We start from the raw sequence: 16,538 nt of genomic DNA, 5'->3' as shown, positions 1-16,538 counted from the left end.
CATCCCCGGACTGGCTCCCAGGTCCCGGTCACCCCCACCCCGCCTCGCTCCCCCGGACCACCACCCCCGCCGCGCCGTACCACCGCACGTCCCCAGGTGAACCGGACCCTGCGCGAAAGACCGCACACGACGGCCATATAGGGTCACAATTCATGGACGACACCCGGTGGATCGACCTGCACGGCGCCGCCAACGCCCGCGACCTGGGCGGCCTCCCCACCACCGACGGACACCTCACACGCCGCGCCCGGGTGCTCCGCTCCGACAACCTCCAGGACCTCACCGTCGCCGACGTCCGCGTCCTCCTCGACGACTACGAGCTGAAGAACGTCATCGACCTGCGGAGCGACGCCGAGGTCGAACTCGAAGGACCCGGGCCGCTGACCCGGGTGCCGTCGGTGACCGTCCACCAGCTGTCGCTGTTCCCCGAACGCGGACGCCACACCGACGCCGCCGCCGTCCCCCCGCCCGAGCCCGCCGCCCCGGACGCCGACAAGGCGCTGCCCTGGCAGGACCGGCCCGGCGGCCCGGACGACGCCCCCGAACAGGACCGCACGATCGGCCTCTACCTCGGCTACCTCGCCGACCGCGGCGACTCCATCGTCGCCGCCCTCCGCGTGATGACCCGCACCGACGGCGCCGCGCTCGTCCACTGCGCCGCGGGCAAGGACCGCACCGGCGTCGTCTGCGCCCTCGCCCTCGACGTCGCGGGCGTCACCCGCGAGGCGATCGTCACCGACTACGCCCTCAGCGGCGAGCGCATCGACGCCGTCGTCGAGCGGCTGCGCGCCAGCGACACCTATGCCGACGACCTGAACTCCCGTCCCCCGGACGCCCACCGCCTCGACCCGGCCGTCATGGACAAGCTCCTCACCCGCGTGGACGAGGAGTTCGGCGGCACGACCGGCTGGCTGTCCGGCCACGGCTGGACGCCCGACGACACCGACGCCCTCCGCGCTCGTCTTCTCAGCTAGCTGATTGTTCTTTGTGTTTGAGGGGTGAGGTGAGGCATCCAGCCCGGCGCCTTTACGTTGTAAGTTGAAGGCTGAAATAGTGGAGCCGGAGTCGTAGCGCTTGAGGCTCAGGACAGGACGGCTCGGACGGCGGCGTGGGCCGCCTTACGCATCTCGCCGTGCAGGGCCGCGTTCGCCTCCCTGTCGGTGCGGGCCTCCACGATCCGCAGGCCCTCCCCCGCGATCGCCTTCGGCAGGTCGCCCGGCGCGTCCAGCCGCCGGTACGGGACGCCGTGCGCCGCCGCCACCCCCGCCAGGTCCACCTGGTGCGGCGTGCCGAAGACCCGCTCGAACGGGCCCGCCAGCGCCGCCTGCGGCAGCAGCGAGAAGATCCCCCCGCCCTGGTTGTTCACCACCACGATCGCGAGGTCGGGACGCTCGTCCCGCGGCCCGATGATCAGCCCGTTCTGGTCGTGCAGGAACGCCAGGTCGCCCAGCAGCGCGTACGACCGCCCGCTGTGCGCCAGCGCCGCGCCGATCGCCGTGGACACCAGCCCGTCGATGCCGCTCGCGCCCCGGTTCGCCATGACCCGGATCCCGCGCCGCGGGCGCATCACCTGGTCCAGGTCGCGGATCGGCATGCTCGCCGCCGTGAACAGCAGCGACCCGCCCGGCAGCCCCGCCACCAGGTCGCGGGCCAGCCGCGGCTCGCTCACCCCGGGTGCTGCGTCGAGGACCTCGTCCACGGCCGCCGCGGCGGCGAGGTCGGCGGTCCGCCACGACTTCAGCCACGCGTCGTCCCCGGACACCACCGGGATCTCGACCTCCTGCGCGACCTGCGTCGCCGACCGCACCGGGTCCGGCCAGCGGGCCAGGTCCGGCGACAGGACGATGTGCTCCTCCGCCCGCCGCAGCAGCGACAGCAGCGGACGCGACAGCCCCGGCTTCCCCAGCGTCACCACCACCTCCGGGCGGTGCCGCTCCACGAACTCCCCCACCCCCAGCAGGAAGTGGTGCGAGGACAGCGCGTGGTCGCCGTAGCGGGCGTTGCCGTTCGGCTCCGCCAGCACCGGCCACCCCGCCATCGACGCCGCCGCCACGTACCGCTTGACGTTGGACGCCCCGTCCCCCACCACCAGCACGCCCCTGCGGGTCGGCGGGACGTGCAGCACCGACCCCGGCGTCGCCGCCCGCACCTTCGTCCACGCGCCGGTCGCGTCGCCGTCGAGCGGCTCGCACCACGACTCGTCCCCGTCCGGGATCAGCGGCTCGCGGAACGCCGCGTTCAGATGCACCGGGCCCGCCGCCGGCGCCTGCGCCAGCCCCCACGCCCGGCTCACCAGCGACCGCCAGTACGCCACCATCCCCGGACGGTTCTCCGGCACGCCCACCTCGGTGGACCACCGCACCGCCGTCCCGTACAGCTTCACCTGGTCGATCGTCTGGTTCGCGCCCGTGTCCCGCAATTCGGGCGGACGGTCCGCCGTCACCACCACCAGCGGGACGCCCGACTCGTGCGCCTCCACCACCGCCGGGTGGAAGTTCGCCGCCGCCGTCCCCGACGTGCACACCAGCGCCACCGGGCGCCCCGACCGCTTCGCCAGCCCGAGCCCGAGGAACGACGCCGACCGCTCGTCGATCCGGACGTGCAGCCGCAGCCGCCCCGCCTCCTCCGCCGCGTGCAGGGCCAGCGCCAGCGGCGCCGACCGCGACCCCGGCGCCAGCACCGCGTCGGTCATCCCGCACCGCAGCAGCTCGTCCACCAGGACGGCGGCCAGCGCGGTCGCCGGGTTCACGGCGTCCCGCCCTTCGAGGACGCCCGCCGCGCCGCGGTCACGGGGCCGCCCCGATCACGTCCGGGCCGTCCAGATGCTCCTGCGCCGCCAGCGCCCTGGCCCGCCACCCGGCCGCGTCGGGCGCCTCCCAGCGGGCGAGGGACGCCTCGTCCACCTCGGGGCGCCGCACCGCGATCTCGCCCGCCACCGGCCACAGCGGATCGGCGGCCACGTCGCCCGCCAGCAGCGACAGCGTCCCCAGCCCGCACGCGTACGGCAGTTCCGGCAGCGCGGCCGCCAGCGCCACCCCGGCCGCGAGGCCCACCGACGTCTCCACCGCGCTCGACACCACCACCGGCAGCCCGCACGCCTCCGCCACCCGCAGCGCCGCCGCGACCCCGCCGAGCGGCTGCACCTTCAGCACCGCCACGTCGGCCGCCTCCGCGGCCCGCACCTTCAGCGGGTCCTCGGCGCGGCGGATCGACTCGTCCGCCGCGACCGGCACGTCCACCCGCCGCCGCACCGCCGCGAGCTCGGCGAGCGTCGCGCACGGCTGCTCCACGTACTCAAGGCCCCACCGGTCCAGCGACCGGATCATCCGGGCCGCGTGGTCGACGTCCCACGCCCCGTTCGCGTCGACCCGGACCAGGCCGTCCGGGCCGAGCGCGTCACGCACCGCCTCCACCCGCGCCAGGTCGTCGGCGTCGGACTGGCCCCGCTCGGCCACCTTCACCTTCGCCGTCCGGCACCCCGACTCCTTGGCCAGCTCGAACGCCCGCTCCGGGCCCACCGCCGGGATCGTCGCGTTCACCGGCACCCGGTCGCGGACCGGCGCCGGCCAGCCCTCGAACGCCGCCTCCCGCGCCGCGGCCAGCCACCGCGCGCACTCCGCCGGGCCGTACTCGGCGAACGGCGAGAACTCCCCCCACCCGGCCGGGCCGCGCACGAGCACGCCGTCCCGCCGCGTCACTCCGCGGAACCGCGTCCGCATCGGGATGGAGTACACCCGCACCCGCCAGACCCCCAGACCTCGCCCGCCGAATCACGCGGCCATCACGTCACCATCACGGCATTCCAGATCACACCGTGCGTTAGACCCCTAGTAGTACCACGGGTAACGCGACCAGTCGGGGGCGCGCTTCTCCAGGAAGGAGTCCCGGCCCTCGGCCGCCTCGTCGGTGCCGTAGGCGAGGCGCGTCGCCTCACCCGCGAACACCTGCTGCCCGACGAGCCCGTCGTCGATCAGGTTGAACGCGTACTTCAGCATCCGCTGCGCCGTCGGGCTCTTCCCGTTGACCTTCCGCGCCCACTCCAGCGCCGTCGCCTCCAGCTCCGCGTGCGGGACGACCGCGTTCACCATCCCCATCCGGTGCGCCGCCTCCGCGTCGTAGGCGTCGCCCAGGAAGAAGATCTCCCGGGCGAACTTCTGCCCGACCTGCCGCGCCAGGTACGCCGACCCGAACCCGCCGTCGAAGCTCGCCACGTCCGCGTCGGTCTGCTTGAACCGCGCGTGCTCCCGGCTCGCCAGCGTCAGGTCGCACACCACGTGCAGGCTGTGCCCGCCGCCCGCCGCCCAGCCCGGCACCACGCAGATCACGACCTTGCCCATGAACCGGATCAGCCGCTGCACCTCCAGGATGTGCAGCCGCCCCGCCCGCGCCGGGTCGATCGTGTCGGAGGTGTCGCCGTCGGCGTACTTGTAGCCGTCCTTGCCGCGGATGCGCTGGTCCCCGCCGGAGCAGAACGCCCAGCCGCCGTCGCGCGGCGACGGGCCGTTGCCCGTCAGCAGGACGCACCCGACGTCGCTGGACATCCGCGCGTGGTCCAGCGCCCGGTACAGCTCGTCCACCGTGTGCGGGCGGAACGCGTTGCGCACCTCCGGACGGTTGAACGCCACCCGGACCGTCCCGTGGTCCACCGCGCGGTGGTAGGTGATGTCGGTGAACCCGAACCCCTCGACCTCTTTCCACGCGTCCGCGTCGAACAGCTCCGAGACCATGGCTTCCTCTCCGTCGGCGATCCGGCCGGGCGGCCCGCGCCCGGCCCGGGGGCGGCGGCGCTCGCGTCCATTCAACCGCCTCCCCGTTTGAACGCGTTCAGCGGGGTCGTCTACGCTGATGGCGCCATGGATCGTCCACTGCACGCCGCCGTCCTGCCGCCCGGCCCGCGGCTGCTGCGCGCCCTCGCGGCCGCGCTCGACGGCGGGCCCGCGATCTGCCCGATCTCCCCGGCGACGCCCGAGCCCGCCCTCCGGGCCCTGCTGGACGCCCTCGCGCCGGACGCCGTCGAGACAGCGGAAGGGCTGCGTCCCTTCGCGCCCTCCGCCGGGCACGTCCCCGTCGCGGACGGCACCGCCGTGCTGATCGCCACGTCCGGCTCCACCGGCACCCCCAAGATCGCCGAACTGTCCGCCGCCGCGCTGCGCCACTCCGCCGCCGGCACCCTCGAACGCATCGGCGCCGCGCCCGGCGACCGGTGGCTGTGCTGCGTCCCGACCAGCCACATCTCCGGCGTCCAGGTCCTCGTCCGCGCCCTCGTCGCCGGAACCGAACCGATCATCGCGCCGCGCTTCGACCCCGCCGCCGTCGCCGCCGCGCCCCCCGGCACGCACGTGTCCCTCGTCCCCACCCAGCTGCGCCGCCTCCTGGACGCCGGAACCGACCTCGCCAGGCTCGGCGCCATCGTCCTCGGCGGCGCCGCCGCAGCGCCCGCCCTGCTCGCCGAGGCCCGCGACCGCGGCGCCCGCGTCCACACCACCTACGGCATGAGCGAGACCTGCGGCGGCTGCGTCTACGACGGGACGCCCCTGCCCGGCATGCGCGCGGGCCTCGCCCCGGACGGCCGCATCCGCCTCGCCGGGCCGTCCCTGTTCACCCGCTACCGGCTGCGCCCCGACCAGACCGCCGCCGCCCGCGACGGCGACTGGTTCGTCACCCAGGACCTCGGCGCCCTGGAGGACGGCCTGCTCCGCGTCCGCGGCCGCGTCGACGACGTGATCAACACCGGCGGCGAGAAGGTCGTCGCCGGCGAGGTCGCCGCCGCGCTCGCCCGGCACCCCGGCGTCCGCGACGTCGTCGTCGTCGGACGCCCCGACCCCGACTGGGGCGAACGCGTCACCGCCGTCGTCGTGCCCGCCGCGGCCGACCGCCCCGGCCTGCCCGAACTGCGCGCCCTCGTCCGCGAGACCATGCCCGCCCACGCCGCGCCCCGCGAGCTGGAACTCGTCGACGCCATCCCGCTGCTCGCCTCCGGAAAGCCCGACCGGGCCCGGCTGCGAGGCCCCCGTCCCTGATCCGCGCGCATGGCGGCCCCGCCTCCCGGGGAGATCACGACAATGCCGCCGGACGAGACCGACCACGGGACCCGCGACGAGAGCTCCCTCACCGTCGCGCTCGCCCTCGCCGCCAACCTCGGCATCGCCGTCGCGAAGATCGTCGCCGCGCTGATCACCGGGTCGGCGTCCCTGGCCGCCGAGGCCGCGCACTCGGTCGCCGACACCTTCAACGAGGTCCTGCTCATGGTCGGCCTGCGGCGCAGCGGCCGCCCCGCCGACCGCCGCCACCCCCTCGGCTACGGCAAGGAGCGCTACATCTGGACGCTCCTCGTCGCCGTCGCCATCTTCGGGATGGGCGCGCTGTTCTCCTTCTACCAGGGCGTCCAGACCCTCGCCGGGCATCGGGCCGCCGACGAGGGCGGCGCGGTCGTCGGCTACGCCGTCCTCGGCATCGCGTTCGTCCTGGAGGCGACGTCGTGGCAGCAGGCCGTCCGGCAGGTCCGCGCCGCCGCCCGCGCCGAGGACCTGCCGCTGCGCGCCCACATCCGCCGCACCGACGAGCCGACCTCCGTCAGCGTCCTGCTGGAGGACTCCGCCGCCCTGATCGGCCTCGTCCTCGCCTTCGGCGGGCTCGGCCTGCACCAGCTCACCGGCTCCCCCGTCTGGGACGCCGTGGGATCGCTCCTCATCGGCGTGCTGCTCACCGCCGTCGCGCTCGTCCTCGGCCGGATCAACCTCAACCTGCTGATCGGCACGCAGGCCGACCCGCGGCTCGTCGCCGACGTCCGCGCCGCGCTCGGCGCCGCGCCCGAGGTCGACTGGGTCGTCGACATCGTCACCGTGACGTTCGGCGCCGACCGCGTCCTCGTCTGCGCCCGGCTGGACTTCCGCGACTCCCTCACCGCCGGGGACGTCGAGCGCGCCTGCGTCCGGATGGCCCATGAACTGCGCGACGCGCACGAGGAGATCGACGAGGTCTTCCTCGAACCCGTCCCCCGCGACGACCCCGAACTGCGCGAACGCGTCATCGCCCGGTACGGCCGGACGTCGCGTCCCAGGCGTTCGGAATCGTAGGTTCCCTTGGGACGTTCTCTTGGGAGAATCGCCAACGCCCAGGGCCTTTACGCAGTAAGGTGAGTCCTGTCCGGGGGCGCGGCGCGCACGGCGGTGTGAAACGCCCCGCCTCGGGCACCACGATCCACTGGATCGCTCCTCCACGATCCCCAGCGGGACGCCGATCCCCGGCGCCGGGAACAACGGACCGGCTCCGCGACGTTCCGTTAAGTGCGTGCGCCACGAGCGAACACAATCCGCGCCGCACTCACACCACCGAAGGGAGGGGGGTGTCCCCATGCCGCGAAGCGCCGTAGAGACCCCGCTCACGGAGTCGGCGAGCCCCGCGCTCGACGACCTCCTGAAGCGTGGCCGCGCCCAAGGGCGCCTCTCGCTCGACGAGGTGCGGGGGGCCTTCGAATCGGCCGGACTCAGCCCGGCACAGGGCCGCTCCATCCTGCGCGAGCTGTCCGAGGCCGGGATCAGCCTGGCCGGGGAGGCCGACACGGTCCGCAAGATGGCCGCGGCCGCCGAGCACGACGGCGGCGACACCGCCCAGGCGACGCCCGGCACCGCCCGGCGCGCCCCCGCCAAGAACGCCAAGAGCGCCAAGGCCCGCAAGAGCGCGGGCAAAACGGCCAAGAAGGCCGCGGCGCGGGCCCGCGACGAGGACGCCGCGTCCCCCGACGACGACGGGTTCGAGGTCACCGAGGTCGAGGCCGCCGACACCGTGGCAGACGCCGACGCCGGGGCCGACCTGGACGACCAGTCCACCGCCATGGGCGACTCCGTCCACACCTACCTCAAGGCCATCGGACGCCGCCAGCTGCTCACCGCCGAGCAGGAGGTCGACCTCGCCAAGCGCATCGAGGCCGGCCTGTACGCCGAGCACAAGCTGGAAAACGACGACCTCTCCCCCGCCGTGCGCGCCGACCTGGAATGGGTCGCCGCCGACGGCCGCCGCGCCAAGGCGCACATGCTGGAGGCCAACCTCAGGCTCGTGGTGTCGGTCGCCAAGAAGTACTCCGACCGGGGCCTGTCGCTGCTGGACGTCGTCCAGGAGGGCAACCTCGGCCTGATCCGCGCCGTGGAGAAGTTCGACTACTCCAAGGGCTACAAGTTCTCCACCTACGCGATGTGGTGGATCCGGCAGGCGATCCAGCGCGGGTTCGCCGACTCGGCGCGGACGATCCGGCTGCCCGTCCACGTGCTGGAGATGCTGAGCAAGCTCAGCCGCGTCGAGCGCGACATGCACCAGCGCCTCGGCCGCGAGCCCACCCCCGAGGAGCTGGCCGCCGAGCTCGACAAGAGCCCCGAGCAGGTCCGCGAGCTGCTTCGCACCAGCCGCCAGCCGATCAGCCTGGACTCCACCATCGGCGAGGACGGCGAGACCCGCATCGGCGACCTCATCGAGGACACCGACTGCCCCGAGGCGTCCGAGCTGGTCGACCGGCAGCTCATGGCCGACCAGCTGCGCCGCACCCTCGACATCCTGTCGCCGCGCGAGGCCAAGATCATGGCGATGCGGTTCGGGCTGTACGACGGGACGCCCCGCACCCTCGACGAGATCGGCAAGGCGCTCGGGCTGACCCGCGAGCGGATCCGGCAGCTGGAGAAGGAGTCGCTGTCGAAGCTGCGGCACCCGAGCAACGCGCGCCCGCTGCTCGACTTCGCCGTCTGACACGCGCACCACCCGCGGAAAAGGCCCGCTGGACCGGTACCGGTCCAGCGGGCCTTCCCGTTCGCGATCGCAGGTCGGCTCAGCGGGGCGCGGCGCGGCAGCCGTCCACCGCGAACGCCAGGAACTGCGTGACCTCGCGGGAGTCGAAGTTGTCGTCCGAGCCCACCACCAGCGTGCACTCGCCCGAGCGCAGGCGCGGCCCCCAGCTCATCGACTCCAGGTTCTGGGTCGTCCCGCCGAAGCGGCCGAGGTCGGCGACGAGCCGCTTGGCGACCGTCCGGTACCCGGCGCCGCCCGCGAGCGAGTCGCGGCCGAGGACGTCCGACGCGCCGCGCGTGTCGAACTCGTACAGCCTGGCCTTGTAGCCGACGCCCTCGATCCACGACCGCTCCAGCGCCAGGAACCGGTGGCCGCCCGCGGCGAGGAGCTCCGAGACGCCGCTGTCGGCGCCGCCCGCCGGGACGGGCGCGGCCGCGAGCCGGTCGACCGGGTAGGCGTACTGCGCCCGCGCGCGCCCGGACCGGTCCCACAGCGTGAGCCGGGTGAGCGCGCCCTGCCGGGTGGACGGCGGGTCGCCGTCCTCGTAGCGGGGTCCCTCGGCCATCGCGGCGACGCCGTGCCGGGTGAGCGCCACGCCCTCGAACCCGAAGTTGCGGCGGGGCCCGCGGTGCTCGTCGGTCTGCTTCAGGTTCGGCGGGACGGCCAGCTCCCCGCGGTAGGCGCCGTCGCGGCCCGCCCACCGCACCGACAGGTCCGACACCGGGATCCCCGGGTGGGTCTCGTCCGGGCGGTCGCCCTCGTCGCCCCACACGACCCGTTCCGACCTCGGGTCGTAGCGGATGCTCTCCGGGTCGGCGGACCCGGGCTCGCCGAAACCCGGGTAGGGGGTGCCGTCCGCCCGCCGCAGCGTCGAGACGCCGCTGATCCGGACGCCGGAGAACGCGCCGGTGCGCGGGTCGATGTCGACGCTCCCGGTGTAGAAGCGGGCCGGGCCGTAGCGCCGGCGGTCGTCGGAGATCATGTACCACGTCCCCGTGCGGGGGTCGCGGTCGATGCCCGACAGGCCGCCGACGGTCGTGCCCTCGAACCTCATCATGTGCGGGAGCGTCCGCTCCCCGAGGAACCGCGTGATCCGCAGCCCCGGCCCCGCGTCCGCCGTCCGCGCCGCGGGCGCGGCGTGGGCCGCGCGGGCCGCCCGCCCGTCCGCCGTCGCGGGGACGGCCACCGCCGCGAGGACCGCCGCGGCGGCCACCGTCCAGCGCCACATCGTCCGATGCCCGTTCACCTGGATACCATCACCCTTCGAATCCGAGCCGACTCCATGAGTAGCCAGCCCAGTATCCAGCATCACGAACGGTGACGGGTGGATCTCGCTGAGTCAGTCCGCGTGGCGGAACTCCACGATGGCGACGCCCATCAGCCCGACGCCCATGCACAGCACGATGACGATCTCCAGCCACACCGGGACGACCCATCCGTTCCACGTCACGCCCGGGTTGAACGTGCGCTGGAGCGCGGGCGTCAGGTCCAGGTGGCGGAACACGGCCTGGCGCAGCGGGTCGACCGCGTAGGTGAGCGGGTTGAACCGGGTGAGGACGGTCAGCCACGTCGGCAGCCCGTTCAGCGGGTACAGCGCCCCGGACAGGAACATCATCGGCATCATGGCCATCTGCATCAGGCCGAAGAACGACTGCATCTGCTTGATCCGCGCGGCCATCATCACCCCGAACCCGGTGAGCGCGAACGCGCCGATGAACATCAGGCCGAGCAGCTCCGCCAGCAGCACCGGGTCGTAGGGGACGCCCGCCAGCCCGGCCAGCGCCACGATCACCGCGCCCTGCAGCGTCGCGACGAGCGCGCCGCCGACGCACTTGCCGATGACGATCGCGCTGCGGCTGACCGGCGCGACGAGCATCTCGCGCAGGAACCCGAACTCCCGGTCCCACACGATCGACCCGGCGGAGAACATCGCGGTGAACATCACCGACATCGCGCACACGCCCGGGAAGATGAACGTCTTCAGGTCGATGTCGCCGTGCGCGCCGCCGCCGCTCGCCATCAGGTTCGACAGCCCGGTGCCCATGACCAGCAGCCACAGCACCGGCTGGACCAGCCCCGACACCATCCGCAGCTTGTCGCGCCAGAACCGGATCAGCTCCCGGTGCAGGACGATCCGCACCGCGCGCAGGTCCTGCCGCAGGCCCGGCTCCGGCACCCGGACGCGGACCACGTCGGCGACCGGGGCGGCGGTCTTGACCGAACTCGCCATGGTCTCTCTTCTCCTCGCCTCTCGCCCGTGCCCGGCTAGCGGCGCATCGCGCGCATCGCGACGCGCATGCGGTCGGCCGTGCCGGCCTCGGCGTCGCGGATCGTCGAACCGGTGAAGGACATGAACACGTCGTCCAGGGACGGCCGGGACACGCTCACCGACCGGATCGGCACGCCGAGCTCGGCGAACAGCCGCGGCACGAACGCCTCCCCGGACGCCACCGAGAACGCGACCGCGCCCTCGGACACGACCGCCTCCAGGTCGAACCGCTCCTTGATCGCGGCGATCGCGGCCTCGTCGTCGGCGGTCTGGATGCGGACCCGGTCCTCGCCGACGCCCGCCTTGAGCGCCTCGGGGGTGTCCAGCGCGACGATCCGCCCCGAATCCATGATCGCGATCCGGTCGCAGAACTCCGCTTCGTCCATGTAGTGGGTCGTCATGAAGATCGTGATCTCTTCGGCGTCCTTGAGCTGGCGGATGTAGTCCCAGATGGACGCGCGGGTCTGCGGGTCGAGGCCGACGGTCGGCTCGTCCAGGAACAGCACCCGCGGGGAGTGCAGCAGGCCGCGCGCGATCTCCAGCCGCCGCTTCATCCCGCCGGAGTAGGTCTGCACCAGGTCCGAGCGCCGGTCCCACAGCCCGACCATCTCCAGCACCTGCCGGATGCGGTCGGCGGTGACCGCCCTCGGCACGCCGTACAGCTCGGCGTGGAACCGCAGGTTCTGCTCGCCGGACAGGTAGCCGTCGAGCGTCGTGTCCTGGAACACCAGGCCGATGTTGCGGCGGACCGCGTCGCGCTCGGTCACCACGTCGAACCCGCCGACCAGCGCCCGCCCGCCGCTCGGCTTCAGCAGCGTGCACAGCATGTTGATCGTGGTGGACTTGCCGGCGCCGTTCGGCCCGAGGAACCCGAAGATCTCCCCGGGACGGACGGTGAAGCCGATGCCGCGCACGGCCTCCACGTCCCCGAACCGCTTGATCAGGCCGTCGACCTCGACGGCGGGTCCCCCGTCCGGCATCCGGTCTCCCTCCGCGTCGCGCACCGGCCCACATTTGTTAGCCCACCAACGGTAGGGATAGCCTATCTCTCAGGTCAAGAGAAAATGGACATGCCAACCGAACCCGAGGGAGGGGGACGTGGACGACCGGCCCGACCCGATGCGCGACTCGGCCACCTACCTGATGTTCGAGCTGATGCGGCTCGCGCGGCGCACCTCGGTCCGCATGTTCCCCGGCCGGCTGCGGCTGCCGCACATGCTCGTCCTCGCGTGCGTCGCGCGCCTCGGGCCGATGTCGCAGCGCGAGGTCGCCGCCGACTTGCGGATGGACCCCGGCGACCTGGTCGGCATCGTCGACGCGCTGGAGGAGGCCGGGCACGTCTCGCGCCGCCGCGACCCGGAGGACCGCCGCCGCTACGCCCTGGACGCCACCGAGGACGGCAGGCTCGCGCTCGGCGAGGCCCTCGCCGACCGCGCCCGGCTGAACGAGGTGCTGTTCGAGCCGCTGTCCCCGGACGAGGTCCGCCTGTTCAAGGACCTGATCCTGCGGGTCCTCGCCCACCACGACACGCGGTTCGGCGAGCCCGCGCCGTGCGCGCCGGGCCGGGACGCCCGCGCCGACGCCGGCGGACCCCATGAGGCCCGACGGTAAATCCTGTTTCGCACCGCCCGCATTGACGATCGCGTGTCAAGCGTTGTCGATCTGCGTCAGGGCCCATTCGTCACCATTGCCCGGATCTCCGAACGGATTCGCGGTGCCTTGTCGATCTCGTGGAAGGATGCGGCCCACACCCCCACCCCGCCCGGCTCGCGCGGCCATGATCGCGCCTAACCTCGGTACATGCCCGACCTTGCTTACTACGCCTCACTGCCGCGCTCCCGCGGCGCCGCGGCGGCCCTGCTGCTGGACGACCTCGGGCGGGTCCTGCTGGTCAAGCCCACCTACAGCGAGGGCTGGTACCTGCCCGGCGGGGTCATCGAGACCGACGAGTCCCCGCTGGCGGCGTGCGTGCGCGAGTGCGCGGAGGAGCTCGGCCTCGTCCCCCGCCTGGACGGCCTCGCCTGCGTCGACTGGGGCTCCCCGCGCGACGACGGCGTCGACGCCGTGAACGTCTTCGTCTTCGGCGGCACCATCACCGGCGAGGAGATCGCCGCGATCCGGCTGCCGCCCGACGAGCTGTCCGACCACATCCTCGTCGCGCCGGAGAAGATCCCCGAGCTGGCGCCGCCGCACGTGGCGCGGCGGATGGGGCCGAGCCTGCACGCCATGGCCACCGGACGCGCCGTCTACCTGGAGGACGGCGTCGCCCAGCCCTTCGGCGCCGGCCTGCCCGCCGCGCTCGCGGGCCGCGACGGCCCCTGACCCGCGGCACGGCCGGGCCGACGCCGCCGCCGAACCCGGTCGCCCACCGGGCCCATTCGTGCGTCAGGTCGCTTCGTCCGTCAGGCGGGTTCGCCCGTCAGGCCAGCACGGCGTCCTTCGCCTGCCGCCCCCGCTCCGGATCGACCATCCGGGCGCAGTGCGCGCAGCAGTACCAGTGCCCGTTCACGTCCACGCCGTGCCCCATGATGCGGCACCCGCAGTTCTCGCACACCGGCGCCATCCGCGTGACCGCGCACTCGAACGAGTCGAACGTGTGCACCTGGCCCTGCGCGTGCACCTCGAAGGTCATGTCGTAGTCGTTGCCGCAGACCTCGCAGGTCGCCATCGGTCCGATCTCCGTTCCCCCGCCGCGTCGCGAACACTCCCCTACCCCGTCCGCCGCGTCCCACCACCCCGTCAGCCGACCGGCTTGCCCGCGGGACCGCCCGGAGCGGCCGCCGGGCCCCTGGCCGCGGCGCGGCCCGCGCGCCGCCCCCTCGTGCGGCCCGCCCCCTCGCCGGGGTCCGGCCAGCGCGGCGACCGGCCCGAGGACCGCAGCACCGCCTCCCACGAGTCGCCCGACTCCAGCGGCAGGTGCGGGACGCCCCAGTGCCACGCCGACACCAGCAGGTCGGGGTCGCGGGGGCGGTACCGCGTCCCGATCGCGCGGGCCATGTCCCACGCGTGCAGGTGCCACTCCACGCACGCCGCGCCCGCGTGGTCGCCGACCGTGTACTTCGTGCCCTTGTAGATCAGGTGCGTCCGGTCCCACATGTCCGGCAGCAGGTCGGCGTACGCGCCCGCCGACACCCCGAACGCGAGGATCCGGGCCGGGCCGGGCTCCGCCGGCAGCACCGCGAGCTCCGCCGCGTTCTGCCTGGCCTGCTGCCTGATCAGCACCGCGGACGCGGCGTCCTGCGCGAACAGCTTCGCCAGCCGGCTGTCGGGCGCGTCCTGCAGGTACTCGAGGAAGTTCTCCGCGACGCACCGCAGGTGCCCGGCGAGGTCGATGAGGCGCCAGTCCGCGCAGGGCGTCGGCGCGTCCCAGTCGGCGGCCTGCTCCGCCAGCGCCCGGATCGCCCCCACCCCGTCCTGGTAGGACTCGATCAACCGGCCACGATCCGGCGGCGTGCGCTCCACGTGACTTCCCCCCGCGTCCAGAGCACGATGTGCCCCCTCCGCCGGGCCGCCGCCGCGCGCGGCGCGCTCCTGCGGCACGCGGCGCGGCGCCCCCCGACGCTCCCCCGAGAGGGCAGACTCTCAAAGTTCCGTGCCCGGTGCCACCCGGCGACACTGTGTCGGCACAGGTCGGGCCCCACGCCCCCCTGGCACGGCCTCGCTCAGACGACGACGGTCGGCTGCGTGCGGAAGCTCAGCCGGTGCGCCTCGCGGGCGGTGCGCAGCCGGTCGACCTCGTCGGTCCACGGGCGGACGGCCGCGCGTGCCCGCGCCTTGCGGGCGGCGATCTCCGCGGCGCGGCGGGCCTTCGCGTCCTGCGCGTCCGTCGCGTAGGCCTTCGGGCCCATCTCGACCCGTTCGGCCGCCTCGGCGGCGGCGAGCACGGCGGTCAGCGCCCGGTCGAACGCCTCGGTCAGCTCCCGCAGCCGCGGCTCGGGCGTCGGCGCGCCCTGCGCGTCCCGCAGCTCCCGCTCGGCCTCCCCGGCCGCCGCGAGCCGCTCCTCGTACTCGGCGGCGAGCCGCTGGTCGGCCTCGTACGGCTCGGCGACGTCCTTGCTCACCCGGCGGCCCAGCGGCATGGCGGTACTCCTTCGGCGGTCGGCATCGTGGTCGGTGAAATCGTCCGGACGAGGAAAGGGTACGCGGCGCCCCGGCGTGTCGTGACGGCGGACGCCCCGCCCCGGCCCTTTACGTAGTAAGGTCCAGGCTCACTATGGTCAGGCAACCGAGCATCAACGCCCAGCACCGCGCGCCGCTGTCCACCGAGCGGATCATCGAGGCGGCGCTGCGCATCGTCGACGGCCAGGGCCTCGCCCGGCTCACCATGCGCCGCCTCGGCGACGCCCTGGAGGTCGAGGCGATGGCGATCTACCACCACCTCCCCCGCGGCAAGGAGCAGCTCCTCGACGGGCTCGTCGCGCACGTCGCGGCCGCGCCCGCCGACACCGGCACGGTCGCGCTGCAGGCCGGCTGGCAGGACGTCCTGCGCGGCTGGGCCCGCGGCTACCGGACGCGCCTGCTCGCGCACGCGGGCGTCCTCCCCCTCGTCGTCACCCGCCGCAACCCCGCCGCGCTCGTCACGACGGTCACGTCGCTGCGCGAGGTGCTGCGCCGCGGCGGCGTCCGCGAGGAGACCGCCGCCGTCGCCGCGCACGCCCTCCTCGGCTACGTCATCGGGCACGCCGCGCTGGAGGTCCGCGGCACCGCCGAGGACGGCGCCGACCGCGCCGTGAACTGGGACGACCGCTTCGACGCCGGGCTGGAGCTCGTCCTGAAGAGCGTCCAGTAGCCCGGCGGGTCAGTCCTCGACGACGAGGACCTCCAGGTGCAGGGGGCCGTGCGCGCCCTCCACCGGGACCATCTCGATCGCGTGCGTCGCCGACGGCCCGCTGATCCACGTCAGCGGCCGGGACGGGTCGAGCCGCCCCACCGCCTCCGGCACCGTCCCGACGATCTGGTCGGCGTGCACCACGCACAGGTGGTAGCCGGGGACGGCGGTGAGCGCCCGCCTGCCCTGCGCGCGGCCGCCGTCCAGCACCACGGTGCCGGTCCGCGCGACGGCCGCCGCGCAGCCGGTGACCACGCCGTCCACGGCGCCGAGCGCCTCGGCGTCCAGGGCCGGGGCGTCGGCCAGCGCGCGGACGCCGTCCAGCTCCGCCAGCCACCCGTACGGCAGGTCGGCGGGGACGACGATCTGCTTGGCCTCGCGTCCCCACAGCGCGGCGGCGACGGCGGTGCCGAGCTCGTCCGCGCTGACGTGCCGCACCGCCGCCCGGTTGGCGGCGACCCGCTCGGTGAACAGCGCGACGACGTCCGCCCTGGTCGCGGCGTCGGCCTCGGACAGCGCCCGGTCGTAGCCGCGCGGGACGGGCGGGCTCGTGCCGCGCGACCCGCCGAGCGCCTCCCGCACCCGGCGCAGCACCTCCGCGCGCGAACCGCCGCCGGTCATGACCGCCCCGCCGTCCGACTCGCCGTCCCGCTCGCCGTCCCGCTC

Annotated in this window: 17 protein-coding genes; 7 read left to right on the top strand and 10 right to left on the bottom strand. The window is 74.3% G+C overall.

All coding sequences use genetic code 11. The features are described from left to right. Positions 1–152 precede the first annotated feature (152 nt). Positions 153–974, top strand: coding sequence for a tyrosine-protein phosphatase (locus ACH01S_RS06145; protein WP_067886235.1), 822 nt, complete (start codon positions 153–155; stop codon positions 972–974). A gap of 107 nt (positions 975–1,081) precedes the next feature. Here ACH01S_RS06145 and menD read toward each other — a convergent pair whose 3' ends face one another. The 3 genes from menD to ACH01S_RS06130 all read right to left on the bottom strand — a co-directional run bounded on the left by menD (position 1,082) and on the right by ACH01S_RS06130 (position 4,727). Then, positions 1,082–2,749, bottom strand: coding sequence for a 2-succinyl-5-enolpyruvyl-6-hydroxy-3-cyclohexene-1-carboxylic-acid synthase (gene menD, locus ACH01S_RS06140; RefSeq protein ID WP_067886233.1), 1,668 nt, complete (start codon positions 2,747–2,749; stop codon positions 1,082–1,084). A 37-nt stretch (positions 2,750–2,786) separates the two neighbouring features. Continuing rightward, positions 2,787–3,740 carry an o-succinylbenzoate synthase gene (locus ACH01S_RS06135; protein ID WP_083980374.1) on the bottom strand — a complete coding sequence of 318 codons (954 nt, stop codon included), beginning with the start codon at positions 3,738–3,740 and terminating at the stop codon, positions 2,787–2,789. Between the two features lie 87 nt (positions 3,741–3,827). Beyond that, the gene (locus ACH01S_RS06130) at positions 3,828–4,727 is read right to left on the bottom strand and encodes a 1,4-dihydroxy-2-naphthoyl-CoA synthase (protein ID WP_067886231.1); all 900 of its coding nucleotides are present in this window, start codon (positions 4,725–4,727) and stop codon (positions 3,828–3,830) included. 126 nt (positions 4,728–4,853) lie between these two features. Between ACH01S_RS06130 and ACH01S_RS06125 the strand changes: the two genes are divergently transcribed. The 3 genes from ACH01S_RS06125 (at position 4,854) to ACH01S_RS06115 (ending at position 8,736) form a co-directional block, all read left to right on the top strand. After that, on the top strand, positions 4,854–6,020 hold the full coding sequence (locus ACH01S_RS06125) for an AMP-binding protein (RefSeq protein WP_067886229.1): 1,167 nt from the start codon (positions 4,854–4,856) through the stop codon (positions 6,018–6,020). A gap of 42 nt (positions 6,021–6,062) precedes the next feature. Continuing rightward, positions 6,063–7,076 carry a cation diffusion facilitator family transporter gene (locus ACH01S_RS06120; RefSeq protein WP_067886227.1) on the top strand — a complete coding sequence of 338 codons (1,014 nt, stop codon included), beginning with the start codon at positions 6,063–6,065 and terminating at the stop codon, positions 7,074–7,076. 277 nt (positions 7,077–7,353) lie between these two features. Next, positions 7,354–8,736 carry an RNA polymerase sigma factor gene (locus ACH01S_RS06115; protein WP_067886226.1) on the top strand — a complete coding sequence of 461 codons (1,383 nt, stop codon included), beginning with the start codon at positions 7,354–7,356 and terminating at the stop codon, positions 8,734–8,736. 79 nt (positions 8,737–8,815) lie between these two features. On the opposite strand, the gene ACH01S_RS06110 is transcribed toward ACH01S_RS06115, so the two are convergent. The 3 genes from ACH01S_RS06110 to ACH01S_RS06100 form a co-directional block, all read right to left on the bottom strand. Further along, entirely contained in the window at positions 8,816–10,021 is a 1,206-nt protein-coding gene (locus tag ACH01S_RS06110) for an esterase-like activity of phytase family protein (protein WP_246237122.1), read from the bottom strand. 93 nt (positions 10,022–10,114) lie between these two features. Next, positions 10,115–11,005, bottom strand: a complete 891-nt coding sequence (locus ACH01S_RS06105) for an ABC transporter permease (protein WP_083980372.1) — start codon at positions 11,003–11,005, stop codon at positions 10,115–10,117. 35 nt (positions 11,006–11,040) lie between these two features. Beyond that, positions 11,041–12,024, bottom strand: coding sequence for an ATP-binding cassette domain-containing protein (locus tag ACH01S_RS06100; protein WP_067886224.1), 984 nt, complete (start codon positions 12,022–12,024; stop codon positions 11,041–11,043). Positions 12,025–12,142: 118 nt separating this feature from the next. On the opposite strand from ACH01S_RS06100, the gene ACH01S_RS06095 reads away from it, so the two are divergent. Both ACH01S_RS06095 and ACH01S_RS06090 read left to right on the top strand, forming a co-directional pair. Beyond that, positions 12,143–12,655, top strand: a complete 513-nt coding sequence (locus ACH01S_RS06095) for a MarR family winged helix-turn-helix transcriptional regulator (RefSeq protein WP_067886222.1) — start codon at positions 12,143–12,145, stop codon at positions 12,653–12,655. 189 nt (positions 12,656–12,844) lie between these two features. Then, positions 12,845–13,366, top strand: a complete 522-nt coding sequence (locus ACH01S_RS06090; protein WP_067886220.1) for an NUDIX domain-containing protein — start codon at positions 12,845–12,847, stop codon at positions 13,364–13,366. A gap of 97 nt (positions 13,367–13,463) precedes the next feature. Here ACH01S_RS06090 and ACH01S_RS06085 read toward each other — a convergent pair whose 3' ends face one another. From ACH01S_RS06085 to ACH01S_RS06075, 3 genes are all read right to left on the bottom strand, one after another. Beyond that, positions 13,464–13,712 carry a metallothionein gene (locus ACH01S_RS06085; protein WP_067886218.1) on the bottom strand — a complete coding sequence of 83 codons (249 nt, stop codon included), beginning with the start codon at positions 13,710–13,712 and terminating at the stop codon, positions 13,464–13,466. A gap of 71 nt (positions 13,713–13,783) precedes the next feature. Beyond that, positions 13,784–14,476, bottom strand: a complete 693-nt coding sequence (locus ACH01S_RS06080; RefSeq protein WP_246237121.1) for a maleylpyruvate isomerase N-terminal domain-containing protein — start codon at positions 14,474–14,476, stop codon at positions 13,784–13,786. Positions 14,477–14,706: 230 nt separating this feature from the next. Beyond that, positions 14,707–15,123, bottom strand: a complete 417-nt coding sequence (locus ACH01S_RS06075) for a plectin (RefSeq protein ID WP_067886214.1) — start codon at positions 15,121–15,123, stop codon at positions 14,707–14,709. A gap of 134 nt (positions 15,124–15,257) precedes the next feature. Between ACH01S_RS06075 and ACH01S_RS06070 the strand changes: the two genes are divergently transcribed. After that, complete coding sequence (locus tag ACH01S_RS06070; RefSeq protein ID WP_067886212.1) at positions 15,258–15,833, top strand: TetR/AcrR family transcriptional regulator C-terminal domain-containing protein; 576 nt, start codon at positions 15,258–15,260, stop codon at positions 15,831–15,833. Between the two features lie 9 nt (positions 15,834–15,842). On the opposite strand, the gene ACH01S_RS06065 is transcribed toward ACH01S_RS06070, so the two are convergent. Further along, a complete protein-coding gene (locus ACH01S_RS06065) occupies positions 15,843–16,493 on the bottom strand; it encodes a LutC/YkgG family protein (RefSeq protein ID WP_067886210.1) in 651 nt (216 codons plus the stop codon). Positions 16,494–16,538 lie beyond the last annotated feature (45 nt).

Source organism: Actinomadura chibensis NBRC 106107, from assembly GCF_001552135.1.
Taxonomy (GTDB): domain Bacteria; phylum Actinomycetota; class Actinomycetes; order Streptosporangiales; family Streptosporangiaceae; genus Spirillospora; species Spirillospora chibensis.
Note: the sequence above shows the minus strand (reverse complement) of the source record. Positions and strands in the feature narration are given on the sequence as shown.

Coding starts and splice junctions, on each gene's coding strand:
- ACH01S_RS06145 (WP_067886235.1), top strand. CDS start 153: ATGGACGACACCCGGTGGATCGACCTGCACGGCGCCGCCAACGCCCGC.
- ACH01S_RS06130 (WP_067886231.1), bottom strand. CDS start 4,727: ATGGTCTCGGAGCTGTTCGACGCGGACGCGTGGAAAGAGGTCGAGGGG.
- ACH01S_RS06125 (WP_067886229.1), top strand. CDS start 4,854: ATGGATCGTCCACTGCACGCCGCCGTCCTGCCGCCCGGCCCGCGGCTG.
- ACH01S_RS06120 (WP_067886227.1), top strand. CDS start 6,063: ATGCCGCCGGACGAGACCGACCACGGGACCCGCGACGAGAGCTCCCTC.
- ACH01S_RS06115 (WP_067886226.1), top strand. CDS start 7,354: ATGCCGCGAAGCGCCGTAGAGACCCCGCTCACGGAGTCGGCGAGCCCC.
- ACH01S_RS06105 (WP_083980372.1), bottom strand. CDS start 11,005: ATGGCGAGTTCGGTCAAGACCGCCGCCCCGGTCGCCGACGTGGTCCGC.
- ACH01S_RS06100 (WP_067886224.1), bottom strand. CDS start 12,024: ATGCCGGACGGGGGACCCGCCGTCGAGGTCGACGGCCTGATCAAGCGG.
- ACH01S_RS06090 (WP_067886220.1), top strand. CDS start 12,845: ATGCCCGACCTTGCTTACTACGCCTCACTGCCGCGCTCCCGCGGCGCC.
- ACH01S_RS06085 (WP_067886218.1), bottom strand. CDS start 13,712: ATGGCGACCTGCGAGGTCTGCGGCAACGACTACGACATGACCTTCGAG.
- ACH01S_RS06075 (WP_067886214.1), bottom strand. CDS start 15,123: ATGCCGCTGGGCCGCCGGGTGAGCAAGGACGTCGCCGAGCCGTACGAG.
- ACH01S_RS06070 (WP_067886212.1), top strand. CDS start 15,258: ATGGTCAGGCAACCGAGCATCAACGCCCAGCACCGCGCGCCGCTGTCC.
- ACH01S_RS06065 (WP_067886210.1), bottom strand. CDS start 16,493: ATGACCGGCGGCGGTTCGCGCGCGGAGGTGCTGCGCCGGGTGCGGGAG.